Annotated in this window: 12 protein-coding genes; 5 read left to right on the plus strand and 7 right to left on the minus strand. The window is 70.4% G+C overall.

The genetic code is table 11. The annotated features are described in order from the left end of the window. Window positions 1-61 precede the first annotated feature (61 nt). Window positions 62-3,172, plus strand: coding sequence for a WG repeat-containing protein (locus HV783_RS18035; protein ID WP_254603942.1), 3,111 nt, complete (start codon window positions 62-64; stop codon window positions 3,170-3,172). Then, the gene (locus HV783_RS18040) at window positions 3,169-6,057 is read left to right on the plus strand and encodes a WG repeat-containing protein (RefSeq protein WP_175189607.1); all 2,889 of its coding nucleotides are present in this window, start codon (window positions 3,169-3,171) and stop codon (window positions 6,055-6,057) included. Before HV783_RS18035 ends, HV783_RS18040 begins: the two co-directional genes overlap by 4 nt. Before the next feature lie 46 nt (window positions 6,058-6,103). Here the strand turns inward: HV783_RS18040 and HV783_RS18045 are convergent, their stop codons facing one another. Continuing rightward, complete coding sequence (locus tag HV783_RS18045) at window positions 6,104-6,964, minus strand: isocitrate lyase/PEP mutase family protein (RefSeq protein WP_054500525.1); 861 nt, start codon at window positions 6,962-6,964, stop codon at window positions 6,104-6,106. 107 nt (window positions 6,965-7,071) lie between these two features. On the opposite strand from HV783_RS18045, the gene HV783_RS18050 reads away from it, so the two are divergent. Then, the gene (locus HV783_RS18050; RefSeq protein WP_064525049.1) at window positions 7,072-7,950 is read left to right on the plus strand and encodes a LysR family transcriptional regulator; all 879 of its coding nucleotides are present in this window, start codon (window positions 7,072-7,074) and stop codon (window positions 7,948-7,950) included. Between the two features lie 14 nt (window positions 7,951-7,964). Here HV783_RS18050 and HV783_RS18055 read toward each other — a convergent pair whose 3' ends face one another. Then, on the minus strand, window positions 7,965-8,780 hold the full coding sequence (locus HV783_RS18055; RefSeq protein ID WP_064525052.1) for a siderophore-interacting protein: 816 nt from the start codon (window positions 8,778-8,780) through the stop codon (window positions 7,965-7,967). 25 nt (window positions 8,781-8,805) lie between these two features. Further along, window positions 8,806-9,450 carry a PadR family transcriptional regulator gene (locus HV783_RS18060; RefSeq protein ID WP_240317270.1) on the minus strand — a complete coding sequence of 215 codons (645 nt, stop codon included), beginning with the start codon at window positions 9,448-9,450 and terminating at the stop codon, window positions 8,806-8,808. Between HV783_RS18060 and HV783_RS18065 the strand changes: the two genes are divergently transcribed. Beyond that, window positions 9,445-9,666: a hypothetical protein gene (locus tag HV783_RS18065; RefSeq protein WP_144655635.1), complete on the plus strand. Its 222-nt coding sequence runs from the start codon at window positions 9,445-9,447 to the stop codon at window positions 9,664-9,666. The two genes, HV783_RS18060 and HV783_RS18065, sit on opposite strands and share 6 nt — an antisense overlap. An 87-nt stretch (window positions 9,667-9,753) precedes the next feature. Here the strand turns inward: HV783_RS18065 and HV783_RS18070 are convergent, their stop codons facing one another. Beyond that, window positions 9,754-10,650, minus strand: a complete 897-nt coding sequence (locus tag HV783_RS18070; RefSeq protein WP_116791662.1) for a DMT family transporter — start codon at window positions 10,648-10,650, stop codon at window positions 9,754-9,756. A 73-nt stretch (window positions 10,651-10,723) separates the two neighbouring features. Continuing rightward, window positions 10,724-11,650, minus strand: a complete 927-nt coding sequence (locus HV783_RS18075; RefSeq protein WP_254603944.1) for a helix-turn-helix transcriptional regulator — start codon at window positions 11,648-11,650, stop codon at window positions 10,724-10,726. A 95-nt stretch (window positions 11,651-11,745) separates the two neighbouring features. Between HV783_RS18075 and HV783_RS18080 the strand changes: the two genes are divergently transcribed. Beyond that, on the plus strand, window positions 11,746-13,191 hold the full coding sequence (locus tag HV783_RS18080; RefSeq protein WP_175189608.1) for an MFS transporter: 1,446 nt from the start codon (window positions 11,746-11,748) through the stop codon (window positions 13,189-13,191). A gap of 1 nt (window position 13,192) precedes the next feature. Here HV783_RS18080 and proC read toward each other — a convergent pair whose 3' ends face one another. Together proC and HV783_RS18090 are read right to left on the minus strand one after the other, a co-directional pair. After that, window positions 13,193-13,999: a pyrroline-5-carboxylate reductase gene (gene proC / locus HV783_RS18085; protein ID WP_175189609.1), complete on the minus strand. Its 807-nt coding sequence runs from the start codon at window positions 13,997-13,999 to the stop codon at window positions 13,193-13,195. A 17-nt stretch (window positions 14,000-14,016) separates the two neighbouring features. Further along, the gene (locus HV783_RS18090; protein WP_064525070.1) at window positions 14,017-15,165 is read right to left on the minus strand and encodes an alpha-hydroxy acid oxidase; all 1,149 of its coding nucleotides are present in this window, start codon (window positions 15,163-15,165) and stop codon (window positions 14,017-14,019) included. Window positions 15,166-15,243: the final 78 nt, after the last annotated feature.

The following is a 15,243-nucleotide window of genomic DNA, read 5'->3' on the forward strand; positions in this document are numbered from 1 at the left end:
ACGTCCGGCTTCGCTTGATTCCCCTCACAGCCCTCCCGTGCGCCGCCGCGCGGACCGCGTCATGAGGCGCGCCGTCATGTGGCGGCCGCTGGCCCTGGCCCTGGCCGCGGCGCTGGCCGGCCTGCATGCCGGCAGCGTCCGGGCGGAAGAGGCGTTCGCCGACTGGCAATACGATTGCGTCGGCCGCACCTATGCCATCACCCCGGACGTCTCCTGCAACCGCGACTATGCCGAAGGCCTGGCGGCGGTGTTGACGGGCAAGGCGAGCGATGCGGCCGGCACCTGGGGCTATATCGACAAGCAGGGCCGGATGGTCATCACGCCGGCCTACCAGGACGCCGAGTCGTTCCAGAACGGGCTGGCCGCGGTGCGGCAGGATGGCCTGTGGGGCTACATCGATACGCGCGGCGCCTGGGTGATCAAGCCGCGCTTCGCGCGCGCCTCGGGCTTCAACGCCGCGGGCACCGCGCTGGTCGAGGACAATGAGCGCGACGTGCTCATCAATCGCCAGGGCCAGGTCGTCAAGACCTTCGAACTGGGCACGCGATCCTGGGGGTTCGAGCCGGGCCAGAAACTGGCGGCGATGGAAGTGCCGCAGGCGCCGCGCCTGTTCAACACCGCGACCGGCCGCGCCCTGACGCTGCCGGCCGACGTGATGCGGCTGGAGCGGCCGGTCGCCGACACGCTGCCGGCGCAGCGCCGCAGCACCCGCTACGGCGGCCTGTGGGGCCTGCTGGATGCCGACGGCAAATGGGCCATCGCGCCCGAGGTGCTGGGCTCGGATCAGCCGCCGCTGCGCGACGGCGACACGCTCGCCGTGCACCGCGACGAGGCCTGGGCATTCGTGCGGCCCGACGGCTCGCCGCTGACGGCGGGCCGCTATGAAAGCGTGGTCCGGCCCGGCGCGGGCCTGTGGCTGGTCAAGCCCCGCGACACGGCGCAGTACGTGCTGCTGGATGCCAACCTGCGGCCGATGCGCACCTTCACGAACCCCTATGTGGGCGTGGAGGAAAGCGGCGGCTGGAAGGTGCTGACCGACGTCGACGCGGTCGTGATGATCGCCCCGGGCGGCAATATCGTGGTGACGCCGGCCGCCTTCGGCCGTGTCACGGTCAGTGACGATGGCCTGGCCTGGCTGTACGCCCAGGGCCCCGGCGACGCGTTCGCGAGCGACGCGGCCAAGCCTGCCTCGGAGACGGACCACGCCGACGCCGCCGCGGCGCCGGCCGAAGCGGGCGCCGGCCCCGCCGATCCCCCGCCACCGACGGCGCCGGCCATCATCGAATCCGCGCCGACGCCAACGACTGCCGACGCCAGCGGTCCGGCGACCGATGCCGCGGCGGTCGACATCGCGGGCCCGACGGTCGATGCCGCGGTCGACAACGCGGTCCCCGCTGCCGTCGAAGCCGCGGCCGATGCCGCCACCAGCGTCGCGGTGGCCGGCACCGACAGCGAAGCCACGCTGCGCCAGATCTACCGCGCCGACGGCACGGCGCTGCTCGACAGCGATACCGCCGAACGCCTGGGCCAATATCGCGTGCTGCCCTTCTCCCCCCGGCGCGCCAACGACAGATCGCGCGAGGCCGGGCCCGACGCCGACCAATTGCCGCTGGCCCTGCTGCGGCCGAACGACTACCAGCAGCCCACCGGCATCCTGACGCGCTCGGGCAGGATCGTCACCAATCCCGACTGGGACGACATGAGCACCTACGACGCCGCCGCGCCGTTGCTGGTGAAGACGCGCAAGCGCACCGTCGGCGCGATCGACGCCGAGGGCAACTGGATCCTGCCGCCCACCTACGCCGGCATCGGCGGCTTCAAGGGCGCCTACAGTTGGGCGCGCACGCCGGGCATGAGCCGCGACGAGGCCGTGCTGATCGACACACGGGGCAACGCGCAGAAGCTGCCGGCCTACGTAGAAGTCAACGGCGAGAAGATCGACGGCGACCTGCTCTACTTCTATAAGCAGGACGAGCGCCGCAACCGCCGCTGGGGACTGTGGAACATCCGCAGCGCCAGCGTCGCCGTGGCGCCGACGCTGGGCCGGATCGAGGATTTCCAGGACAACTGGGCCAAGGCGCAGGACCGCGACCGCTGGGGCATCATCGACCGCCATGGCAAGTGGGTCGTGCCTGCCACCTACACCGGCAGCTACGACCTGGACTACCTCGGCAACGGCTACCTGCTGGTGCGCGAGCCCAAAGGCAAGAATGACTCGGGCTACCGCGACGACTACCGCCTGATCCATTTGCCCAGCGGCAAGCGCAGCGCGGTGCTGCACGAGAAACCGCAGGACCTGAAACACGGCCGCTACCTGGGACAGGGCAAGGACGGCGGCACGCTGCTGTTCGACGCAGGCGGCGGCATGACCCGCCTGTTCGACGGCGTGCCCGAGCGCCAGGATCAGTTCGGCGACTGGATCTACGTGCAATACCGTTCGCGCAACGGCGCGATCGACGCGCGCGGCAACCTCAAGGTCTCCGCCAGCAACGGCGAGTTCAACCCCTTCTTCGTCCAGCCCGAGGGCCTGGCGCGCGTCTACGACGGCCAGCGCTACCGCCTGATGGACGAAAACGGCAAGGCCCTGCTCGAAAAACTCGGCGACGGCACGCCGCTGGCCTCCATGCAGCGGGTGATCTTCCGCGACCGCGACACGGCGGAAAGCGTCATGACCGATCTCCAGGGTCGCGAAATCACGCGATTCAAGGGCGAGTTCGCGGTTGAAGAGGACACCGCCAGCGAGGGCGTGGTGGCCTATCGCGGCAACGGCGACCGCTACGGTTTCGTCAATGCATCCGGCAAGCGCATCGTCGGCCCCTACTTCAACAAGCTCGGCCCGCTGCGCGACGGGCTGGCGCTGGCGCGGCGCGACCAACGCAGCGGCAAGCTGCTCGGCTACATCGACCTGAGCGGGCGCTACGTGATCCCGCCCGAGTTCGGCTGGGCCGGCGACTTCAAGGAGGGGCGCGCACTGGTGCGCCGCGATCGCCTGCTGGAATTCATCGACACCCGCGGCAAGACCACCGCCATCTTCGGCCTGCTGTGCGGCCAGATCATCGTGATGGACGGGCAGGAACGCGTGACCTGGCCGCGCGAGGAGCTGACCTGCCCCGACGCCGTCGGGACCGAAGGCGTGCCCGTCCCCGAATCCACCAAAGCAGAACAATCATGACCACGCGCGCGTTTCACGCTACCCGTATCGCCTGCGCCGTCGCCGCGCTAGGCCTGTCGCTGTCCGCACACGCCCAATACCGCCAGAACGGCATCCCCTGCGTCGACGGCCTGATGGATCCGGCCGCGACCAGCCGCGACATCCAGGCCTACCAGGGCCCCACTGGCTGCATCGGGCCGCTGTCGGACAACCGCGCCGCCGTGCTGCTGCCGTCCTCGCTCGAGGAAATCGACCGCGTGCCGACCGACCAGTCGCTGCGCCGGCATGCCTGGGGCTTCATCGATGGCAACGGCAAGCTGGTGGTCCCGCCGCAGTTCGAGCGCGTCGGCAGCTTCCACCATGGCCTGGCCGCGGTGCGCTGGAAGGGCAAGTGGGGCTATATCGACGCTAGGGGCAGGATGGCGGTGCCGCCGCGCTATGACAGCGTCGGCGACTTCGTCGAGGCCGGGCTGGCGGTAGTGACGCTGGACGGCCAGCGCCAGTTGATCGACCGCAGCGGCAAGGCCGTGGGCGATGCGCTCGATGCCAGCGTCGAAAACGTGATCCTGGGCGAGGGCCGGCCCGCGCAACTGTCCGTCACCTATCGCGAGGAATACCGCTCCCCCGACGGCGAACGCCGCTACGCCAAGGATGGCCTGCGGGTGGTGTCGAGCTTCGGCAAGGACCTGTTCATCGGCATCGACAACCATGGCATGTACGGCCTGCTCGACGCCGACTGGAACTGGCGCGTGGAACCGAAGTTCAGCGACATCACGCGGCAGAAGGACGCTCCGCTGGCGCTCGGCATCGGCGACGAAGAGGTGGTGCTGATCGACGAGCAGGGCGCACTGATTGGCGAAGGCAAGCGCTACCAGCGCCTTGGCCGCGTCGGCAAGGCCTTCTGGAGCGCGCAACTGCCCACCAAGGGCTACGCGCTGCTGGACGCGCGCGGCCGCTCCATTGCCACGCTCACCAACGAGGAAGCGAACGCCTCGGACATCTACGACAACACGCTGGTCTACGTCTCGGGCGACAGGCTCAAGGCCTACGTGCCCGGACGCCCCGAGGCCCTGACGCTGGGCAGCCGCGACCTCAAGCCCGAGGAGAACGAAGGCGGCTATCTGCTGTTGCGCGACAAGGCCGGCAACGTGGCCGGCCTGCTGACGCCCAAAGGCGTCTGGCTGCAGGGCGAGAGCGCGCCGCCCTGGCTGGCGCAGGCCGGCCGGCTGGCGGTGCGCCAGGGCAAGCTGTGGGTCTCCAGCCAGGACGGCCAGTTGCTCAACGCGATCGACGCCGATGGCCGCGCGGTGCTGCAGCCCGAGGCGGTCGAAGCGGCGCAAGGCTCGCAACTGCGCGACTTGCCGCTGGACGTGCCGGATGGCCCGCTCGGCGTGCTGGGACAGGGCTATTGCCACTGCACGGAAGGCGGCGCCGGGCTGCTGTTGGCCGACGGCAGCGTCGCCACCCGCAAGGACTGGAGCGAGATCGTGCCGCTGGACGGCCCGCGCGACGACGACACGGCGCAGGACGACGCCGAGGCCGAACCGCTGACCGCCGACCAGTTGCGCTTCGCCGCGCAGAGCGACGCGGGCATGCAACTGCTCGACGGCCGCGGCAAGCCGATGGACCTGCCGCTGCAACAGCACATCGGCGCCTTCCGCCATGGTTACGCGCTGATCTACGCCAAGGGCGAGACGCGCCTGGTCGACCGCGCCGGCAAGACCTACGACCTGCCCGACTACTTCGAGGCCGAAGTGGTCGCGCCGGGACTGGTACGCTACCTGAAGACCGCGGCCGAAGGCGATCCGTGGGGCCTGTACGACTTCATCGCCGGCAAGGAAGTGTCGGCCCCGGCCTTCCAGTACATCGGCGCGTTCCACGACGGCCGCGCCATCGCCGCGCTCGGCAAGGACAAGGTGGGCGTGATCGATCCGCAGGGCAAGTGGATCGTGCCGCCGCGCCACAACGACGCCCGCCGCGTCAACGACAAGCTGTGGCTGATGTACCAGGCGGGCTCGAAGGAAGAGGACTACCGCCGCCCGGCCGCGCTGTTCAATCGCGAGGGACGCGCCCTGACCCGCTTTCAGCCGGCGCTGGAAGTGTCGCGCGACGGCAGCGGCGCCTATCTGGCCTACAGCCAGAAGAACCGCTGGATCATCGCGCCCGACGCCTCCGACGCGCTCGACCTGCAGGACGCGAACTACACACCCATGGGCACCTGGCTCGCCATCCGCCGCGCCGACCGCCACGGCTACGTGGATGGCCAGGGCCGCTGGCAGATCGCGCCGGGCGCGGTGGCCGGCACGCCATTCCAGGGCACGCCGCCACGCGCGCTGGTCAGCGGCGAAGACGGCGCCCGCCTGATCGACGAACACGGCAAGACCGTGGCCAGCCTGCCTGCCGGCGACTGGTACTGGCCGGCAGGCTCGGCCTGGTTGCTGCGTTCGGACACCGACGCCGAGGGCAACCCGGTCACCGTTTACACCGACACCACGGGCAAGACCCGCATGACCCTGCCGGGCACCGCGACCTCGTTCTCCGAAGGCCAGGCAGCCATGGTGCTGCCCAACGGCAACATGCGCGCGGTCAACGACAAGGGCGTGGCGACCGGGCCGACGTTCGACCACATCGGCCCGCGCCGCGATGGCCTGGCGCCGGTCCTGGTTGGCGACCGCTACGGCTACGCCGACGGCCAGGGCCGGCTGGCGATCACCCCGGTGTATCTGTGGGCCTCGACGTTTGCCAACCAGCGCGCCGTGGTGTCGACGCGGGACATCTCGATGATCGTGGACGAGCGCGGCACGATGGTGGCGCGCGTCACCATGGAATGCGGCATCCGCACGCTCCGCGGCAGCTACAACCAGCGGCTGTGGCCGCTGTCGATGCCGCAGCGCTGCCGCCAGTGAGGCCGGCTCGCGCCGGCGCGAGCCGGCGCGCCGCATCCGCGCCCCGCTACTGCGCGTCCAGCGCCAGGTAACGACGGGTCTGCACGATCTCCTCGCGTTCCTTGAAACTGGTCAGGCGCTCGGCCAGCGCGCTGCTGTCGCCAGTCTCGCGGATCGCCGCCAGCGTGGCCTGCATCGCGTGGATGGCGGCGCGCTGCAGGTCCGATGGAATGATCGCCAGGCGATAGCCCATCGCGGCCAGGTCGGGCAGCGGCACCAGCGGGGTCTTGCCGCCATAGAACATGTTGATCAGCTTCAGGCCCGGCAGCCGGTCGGCAATGGCGCGGATCTGCTCCAGCGTTTCCGGGGCCTCGACGAACACCATGTCGGCGCCGGCCTTCACATAGCGCTCGGCGCGCGCGATGGCCGCATCGAAGCCTTCCACCGCGATGGCGTCGGTGCGCGCGATCACCATCGTGTCGGCGTCGGCAAGCGTCTGGCGGGCGATGTGGACCTTGCGGCACATTTCCTCCGCGTCCACCAGGCTCTTGTCGTCCAGGTGGCCGCAGCGCTTGGGAAACGACTGGTCCTCGATGTGGAAGGCCGCGACCCCGGCCCGTTCCATGATGCGCACGGTGCGCTCGACGTTGGCCGAGCCGCCGAAGCCGGTGTCGGCGTCGGCCACCACCGGCAGGCCGCTGGCGTCGACGATCTTCTCGACCCGGTCCATGACCTCGGTGAAGCTCAACAGGCCGATGTCGGGGTAGCCCGCGGCGCGCGCGATGGCGCCGCCGCTGGCGTAGACGGCATTGAAGCCGGCCGCCGCCACCAGGCGGGCCGACATGCCATCGTAGGCGCCGGGCGCTACCACGATGTCCTGGGCCAGATGGCGGCGCAGCAGCGCGCCGGGAGTGGGAGTCGAAGCCATGCGCATTCCTTTGGAAGACGAAGAGGGGGATATCCGCATCATCGTGCCGCCACACTAGAATGTCCAATATATGGAAAATTGATAACCGGTACTTTTTGGATACCAATATGGAACTGCGCCACCTGCGCTATTTCGTGGCCACCGCCGAGGCCCAGCACTTCACCCGCGCGGCCGAGCAGTTGGGCATGGCGCAGCCGCCGCTGTCGCAGCAGATCCGACAACTGGAAGCGGAGATCGGCACGCCGCTGTTCGAGCGGCGCGGCCGCGGCGTCAGCCTGAACGATGCCGGCCGCGCCTTCCTTGCCTGCGCACAGGACATCCTGCAGCGCGCGCAGGACGCGGCGCGGACGGCGCAACGCGCGGCGCGCGGCGAGGTCGGTGAACTGTCGTTGGGCTTCACCGAATCGGCGTCGTTCCATCCGGTGGTGACCGAATTGATCCGGCTCTACCGGCAGCAATACCCCGATGTGGAAATGACGCTGTCGCAGGATGACAGCGAAACGCTGGTGGCGCGGCTGCGCGACGGGCTGATCGACGCCGCCTTCGTGCGGCCGCCGTTCGCGATGGAGGGCGGCCTGCGCTTCATGCAGTTGACGGAAGAGCCGCTGGTGGTGGCGCTGCCGCTGGGCCACGCGCTGGCGCGGCGCAAGCGGTTGGCGCCGGCCGACCTGGCGCAGGAGCGCTTCATTCAGTATTCACGCAAGTCGGGATACGGCCTGAGCGCGGACATCATGGCGGCGTGCCGCCAGCATGGGCTGAACCCGCTGCCGGGCCAGCGCGCGCCGCAGTTGTCATCGGCGGTGAACCTGGTGGCGGCGGGCATGGGCGTGGCGATCGTGCCGGCGTCGCTGCGCCACCTGCGTCCGGACGGCGTGGTCTACCGTCCCTTCGCGCTGGACTGGCCGCGCGCGGTGCTGGGGCTGGCGGTGCGCGACGACGCGCCCGGCGGACGGGTGGCCAACCTGCTGGCGCTGGCGCAGGGGTAGCGGCGCGCGCGACGTCAATCGTCGTGCGATTCGTGCACGGCGATGGCGCCGCGCTTCCAGTAGCTGGCGGCGCGGATGCGGCGCTTGTCGACGCCGTGCTGCGCGACCATGATTTCACGCACCGCCTTGGCCACGGCCGACTCGGCCGCGATCCAGGTGTAGCCCTCGCCGGATGGCAACGCCAGCTCACGCGCGGCTTCCAGCAGCAGCGTGCTGTAGCCGGCCGCGGTGCCGTCGCGGTGCAGCCAGCGCACGGTGGCCTGCGCTTGGGTCGGCAGCGGGATCTCGTTGGCGGCGGCCGGCACTTCGACCAGCACCAGGGCCTGCGCGGTCGCGGGCAGTTCCTCCAGGCGGCGGGCGATGGCGGGCAGCGCGGTCTCGTCGCCGATCAACACGTGCCAATCGAAGCCCTTGGGCACCACGAACGAACCGCGCGGTCCGCCGATGCCCAGGCGCTGGCCAGCCTCGGCCTGCTCGGCCCAGGTCGAGGCCGGGCCGTCGCCATGCAGCACGAAGTCGATATCCAGCTCCTCGCGCGCGGCGTCGTAGCGGCGCGGCGTGTAGTCGCGCGCGGCCGGGCGCGGCGCGCCGTCGGGGAATTTGATGCCGTCGGGACCGACCTCGGGCAACAGCAGCGGTTGCGACGGATCGGCGGGAAAAAACAGCTTCACGTGGTCGTCGAAGGACGCGGACACGAAGTCGCGCAGGTCTTCGCCGGTGAAGGTGACGCGGGCCAGCAGGCCGGCGATGCGCTCGACGCGCGCCACGGTCAGGATGCGCATCTTCAGGGGATGGCGCACGCGTTCGACAGTCAGGTCGCTACGGGTCATGGGGTCTCCAATGGGATAGGCGGAATCAGTCACAGCTCTTGCCGGTGATTTCCGCGGTCGCGCGACGCAGGATGGCGGCGATGCGACGTTGCTCGGCGGGCGAGGCCTCGGTGCGTTGCAGCAGCGCGTGGCGGATCTCCTGGCGGGCGTGCACGAACTCGTCGATCCAGCCGCTGGCGTCTTCCTCGGCGGCAGCGCGCGGCTCGCCGCTCCAGGCCTGGCGCATCCAGTCCATCTTGCGGGCCACGTGCTTGAGCTTGTTGAACATCACCGACAGGCGCTCGCGGTTGGCTTCCAGGTGTTCGCGGCCCGGGTCCGCCAGGTGGTAGCGCTTCTTGCTGCCCTCCTGCTCGACGGTGGCGTAGCCCAGTTCTTCGAGATAGGTCAGCGCCGGATACACCATGCCCGGGCTGGGCGTGTAGAAGCCGTTGGACATCGCGCCCAGCGCCTTGATCAGCTCGTAGCCGTGGCTGGGGTTCTGTTCCAGCAGGCCGAGCAACATCAGTTGCAGGTCGTCGGCGGTGACCTTGCGGCCGCGCGCCCAGTGACGGCCATCGCCGCCGAAGCTGTCGTCGGCATCGCCGCCGCGGCCATTGCCGCCCCAGGGACCGCCGAACCAGCCGCGACCGCCGCCGGCGTGGCGGCCATGGCGGCCGCGGCCGCCGTGCAAGCCGTCCGCGTCATGGCCGGCGTGGCCATGGCGTTCGTGACGGCCGTGGTGATCGTGATGATCGTGGAACTCGTGGCGGCCATGATGGCCGTGGTGATCGTGGGATTCGTGATGGCCATGGTGGCCATGGTGGCGCTCGTGCAACGCATGGCGCGAGCCACGGGCGAAAGCGGTCAGGAAATGAAAGTGGCGCATGGGGGCCTCGCTGGTGTCTGACGTATTACTTACGATGTATCTTAAGATATAGGTCTTACGATACACATACACGATTCCGGCCGTCAAGCCCCTTCTTGATTCCCGCCGCTATCGGCGCTCGTTGTCCAGCACGCCGGCGGCGATGCCGGCCACGATCAGCGCCATGCCCAGCAACAGCGGCGCACTCAGCGGCTCATGCAGCAGCGCCGCCGAGCACAGCAGGCCCACCACCGGCACGCCCAGCAGGCCGATCGCGGTGACGCCCGCGGGCAGGGACCGGTTCACGTTCACCGCCGCCCAATAGGCCACGGCGATGCCAAACACCCCGCCGTAGCCCAGCAGCCAGGCCAGGTCCGCATGCCATAGCACGCGCGGCGCGCCCTCCGCCGCCCAGGCCACCGCGGCCAGCACGCCGGAGGCCAGCAGCGCCTGCCAGAACGCCAACTCGAACGGCGGCGTGACCCAGCGATGCGCGCGCACGTAGACGATATTGGCGGCCCAGCACAGCGCCGCGAGCAGCACCAGGCCGTTGCCAAACACCGCCTCGTGATTGCCCCAGTCGAACGCCAACGGATTGAAAATGACGGCCAGCCCGAGCACGCCCAGCGCCAGCCCCAGTTGCCGTCCGCGTCCGATCGGCTCGCCCAGGAACACGCGGGCGGCGGGAATGACCCACAGCGGCGTGGTGTAGGCCAGCACCACCGAGCGGCCGGCCGGCACGTATTGCAGTCCGAGGCTGACGAGCGCGGCGAACGCGCCCATGTGCAGCAGGCCCACGCTCAGGATCACCGGAATGTCGGCCTTGACCGGCCACGCCACGCGCCGCAGCGCCAGGCCCAGCGCCAGCAACGCGGCGGTGCCGACGACGCTGCGCGCGGCCACCGCCCAGATCGGGGTCATGTATTGCAGCAGCAGTTTGCTGACGACCCAGGTGAGCCCCCAGGCCAGCACCACCACGATGAGCAGCGACAAGGCCTGGCGGCGAGGCAGGATTTCAGTGGACATGGCGTGGGCGGAAGTGGCGGATCGCCCCGACTATAGAAGCGCGCCGCGCCCCCGCCGTAGAACCACGCGGCGCCTAATCTCTGGAGCCACGCACGGCCGCGCGCGGCTTGCGCGCCAGCCAGCGCGCGAAGGCCATGGCCTGCGGCTCGTCCGGCGCGGGCGCGTACACCACCAGGCGCAGGTGGCGGCTTTCATCGACCGACAGGGTGGAATGCTCGAACGCCACCTCTCCCAGCGTCGGCAGGCGCAGGCTGCGCACGCCCATGCAGGCGCCGTGCACGTCGTGCTCGCGCCACCAGGCCTTGAACTCGGGCGCGACGCGCTCCAGTTCGTCGACCAGTTCGGTGATGTCCGGCGCGCCCGAGGCCGAGGCGAAATCGCGCCGGAAGGTGGACAGCATGGCCGGCGCCTGAGCCGGCCAATCGACGAACAGTTCGCGCATCGCCGGATCCACGAACAGCATCCACAGCAGGTTGCGCCGCCCCGTCGGCTGCGCGCCGAAACCGAACACGCGTTCGGCGGCGGCATTCCACACCACCACGTCCCAGCGCAGGTTGAGGATGTAGGCGGGACGCGCGGGCAGGTCGTCCATCAGGCGCCGCACCTGCGGCGGCACGGTGCACCAGGTGCGCCCCGGTTCCGCCGGCGGACGCTGGTGCGCCAGCAGGTACAGGTGGCGTCGTTCCGCCGCGTCCAGCCGCAGCACGCGCGCCAGGCTCTCCAGGAAGGTGGCCGACACGCTGATATTGCGGCCCTGCTCGAACCAGGTGTACCAGGCCAGGCCGACGCCGGCCAGCGCCGCCACTTCCTCGCGCCGCAGGCCAGGGGTGCGCCGGCGGCCGCCGGCGGGCAGGCCCAGCGCGGCCGGACTCAGGCGCTCGCGGCGCAGCCGCAGGAATTCGGCGAGGTCGGCGCGCGTACGGTCCAGGCGCTGCGCGCCCGTGTCGAGCGCGCCGGTGCGCGGCGCGGGCGCGGCGTCATGCGAAGGGGAACGGGGCATAGGCTATTGCCTTCAGTAATAGCATAAACGGCTAAATTGTATAAGTCTGGAACAGCCCACAGAATAGCGCCAATCCCCACTCCCGCGGCCTGTCCATGCCCTGCGCCACCCTGCCCTCGCCCTGCCCCGACACCTCCGCCCGCCCCGCCACGCCGGGCCCGCTCGGCCTGGCCGTGCTGCTGTCCGGCGGCTTCATCACGATCTTCGACCTGTTCGTGGTCAACGTCGCCATCCCCAGCATGCAGCACACGCTGTCGGCCAGCTTCGCACAGATCAATTTCATCATCGTCGCCTACGAGCTGGCCTATGGCGTGCTGCTGATCGCCGGCAGCCGGCTCGGCGACCGCCATGGCCGCCGGCGCCTGTTCATGCTGGGCATGGCCGGCTTCGCGCTGGCCTCGGCGCTGTGCGGGCTGGCGCCCGATGCCAACACGCTGATCGGCGCGCGCGTGCTGCAGGGCGTGGCGGCGGCCATGCTGTTCCCGCAGGTCTACGCGCTGATCCGCGTCAGCTACGACGGCCACGCGCGCCGCCGCGCCTTCGGCCTGCTCGGCATGACGCTGGGGCTGGCGGCCATCGCCGGCCAGGTGCTGGGCGGCTGGATCGTGCACGCCGACCTGTTCGGCCTGGCGTGGCGCACGATCTTCCTGGTGAACGTGCCGCTTGGCGTGCTGGCCTGGCGGCTGGCGCGCCACATCCCCGAATCGCGCGACGCCGCCGGCGCGCCGATGGACTGGGGCGGCTCGGCGCTGGTCGGCGCGGGACTGGGCCTGTTGCTGCTGGCGCTGGTCGAAGGCCCGGCGCGCCATTGGCCCGTGTGGACGCTGGCCTGCGGCGCGGCGGCGGTCGCGTTGCTGGCGCTGTTCGTGTGGACGCAGCGCCGTGCCGGCGCCGCCGGGCGCGTGCCACTGGTCGATACGGCGCTGCTGGCGCAACCGCGATTCGCGGCAGGCTGCCTGCTGGTGACGCTGGTGTTCTCCACCGCCAGCGCGATGTTCCTGTGCTACGCCCTGCTGTTGCAGACCGGGCTGGGCGTGGACGCGCTGACGGCGGGCGCGGTGTTCGCGCCCGCCAGCGTCGGCTTCGTGGCGGGCTCGATGGCCGCGCCGCGACTCGTGGCGCGCTTCGGCACGCGCGCCATCATGGTGGCCGCGATGCTGTACGGCGGCGCCACGGCCGCGTTGATGTGGCAGGTGGACGCGGCCGGCGCCCTGCTCGCGCCTTGGTCGCTGGTGCCGGCGCTGATCTGGCTGGGCGCCGCGCAGGGCGCGGTCAATACACCGCTGGTCAACCTCGCGCTGGGGTTGGTGCAGGACCATCACGCGGGCATGGCCGCCGGCGTGGTCTCGACGCTGCAACAGGTCGGCGCGGCGCTGGGCGTGTCCGCCGCCGGCATGCTGTTCAGCGGCGCGCTGGACGCGCACGCCGACGCGGCGCTCGGCGATCGCTATGCGCGCGCGTTCGCCAGCGCCATGCAGTTCAACGTGGCGGCGATCGCCGCGTCGGTATTGCTGCTGTGGTGGCTGGGTCGGCGGCGCTGACCTAGCCCGCCGACAATTCGCGCGCGCGTTGCTCGGCCTTGAGCGCCGCCTCGGTAATGGCGGGCGCCACGCCCGCCTCGCGCAGATGCGCCAGCGCGGCGTAGGTGGTGCCGCCCTTTGAGGTCACGCGTTCCTGCAGTTCGACCAGGGGCGCTTCGTCGCGCGCGGCCAGCTCGGCCGCGCCGCGAAACGCCGCCACCGACAGGCGACGCGCATCGACCGCGCCAAAGCCCAGCGCCAGCGCCGCCTTTTCCAGCGCCGCCATGAAATGGAACACATAGCCCGGACCGCTGCCGGTCACGGCGGTGACCGCGTCGATCAGGGTTTCGCGATCGACCCAGATGCGCTCGCCCACGGCGGCGAACAACGCGTCCACCTGCTCGCGCTGCGCCGCGCCGCAGGCCTGGCTGGCGTACAGGCCCGTCATGCCCAGCCCGACCTTGGCCGGCGTGTTGGGCATGGCGCGCACGATACGGGCATGGCCGTCCAGCCATTGCGACAGCGCGCTGAGATTGACCCCCGCCGCGATGCTGACCACCGTCGTCTGCGCGCGTAGATGCGCCTGGACTTGCCCGCACGCCTCGCGCAACACCTGCGGCTTGGTCGCCAGCACGCACAGCGCCGCGTCGGCGATCTCGGCGCCGACGCTCTCGCGGCAGTTCACGCCGCGCGCGAGCAGGCCGGCGCGGGTGGGCTCGAAGGGTTCGATCACCAGGAAATCCGCCAACTGGCGGCCCTGTTCGAGCAATCCTTCGATGATGGCGCTAGCCATGTTGCCGCCGCCGATGAAGACGATTTTTTCTTGCATGATCCTGATTCCTTTCCTCAATCGAAAATGGCCCGGCGCCTGCGCACCGCCGTGGCGTCCAGCGCGCCAATGCGCGTGCGTCCCAGCAACCGCAATGTGTTTTCCAGCTCGGCGCGCAGGATCGCCAGCACCTCGCCCGCGCCGCGCGGCCCGCGGCCCGCCAGCCCATACAGCGGCGCGCGGCCCAGCAGCACCGCGCGCGCGCCCAGCGCCGCCGCCTTGGCGATATCGCTGCCGCGCCGCACCCCGCCATCCACCAGCACTTCGAGCGACTGCCCCAGTTCGGCCGCGACCTCCGGCAGGACTTCGAGCGGGCAGGGAGCGCATTCCAACTGCCTGCCGCCATGGTTGGACAGCACGATGCCGTCCACGCCGCGCGCCTTGGCCCGGCGCGCATCGGCCAGCGTCTGGATGCCCTTGATGACGATGCGGCCGCGCCACCGCCGGCGCAGCCAGTCGATGTCATCCCAGGTCAAGGCCAGGTCCATCTGCCGGCTCAGGGCGGACGCCTGTTCGGAGATGTTCTCCCGCGCGTTGGAACTGACGGCCAGGTTCTTCAGTTGCGGCCCGCCACCGCGCAGCATGCGCCAGCACCAGCCCGGATGCGCCGCCAGGTCCAGCAGCAAGCGGCCGGAAGGACGCAGCGGCAGTTGGAAGCCGTTGCGCTTGTCATGGTCGCGATTGCCATGCACCGGCACGTCGACCGTCAGGAACAGCGCCGTGTAGCCGCTGCCCCAGGCCCGGTCCATCAGGTGTTCGGCGATGCGGCGGTCGCGCTGCACGTACAACTGCAACCACAGCTCGCCCGCGCCCGCCGCGCGCACTTCTTCCAGCAGCGAGGTCGATGCGGTGGACAGCACGAACGGCAGCCCCGCTCGATGCGCGGCGCGCGCCAGGTGCACGTCCGCGTCGGGCCAGAACAGCCCGTTCAGGCCCGTCGGCCCGACGATCGCGGGCATGGCCGCGGCCGCGCCCAGGACGGTGGTTTGCAGATGGCAGTCGGTGACGTCCGCCAGCACCTCGGGCACGAATTCCAGCGCGCCGAAGGCGGCCACGTTGCGCCGCAACGAGGCGCCGTCCTCTGCGCCCCCGTCCAGATAATCGAAGGCCAGCCGCGGCAGTCGCTTGCGCGCCTGCGCCCGGTAATCCATCACGCTGGGCAGCATTTCTCTTCCTTGTTGCCGGGAATCCGATTAAATTACATATCGAACGTATCGATTGTATTTCGATTGTTTTTTAGACGA

The organism is Achromobacter dolens (assembly GCF_902859745.1).
Taxonomy (GTDB): Bacteria; Pseudomonadota; Gammaproteobacteria; order Burkholderiales; family Burkholderiaceae_B; genus Achromobacter; species Achromobacter dolens.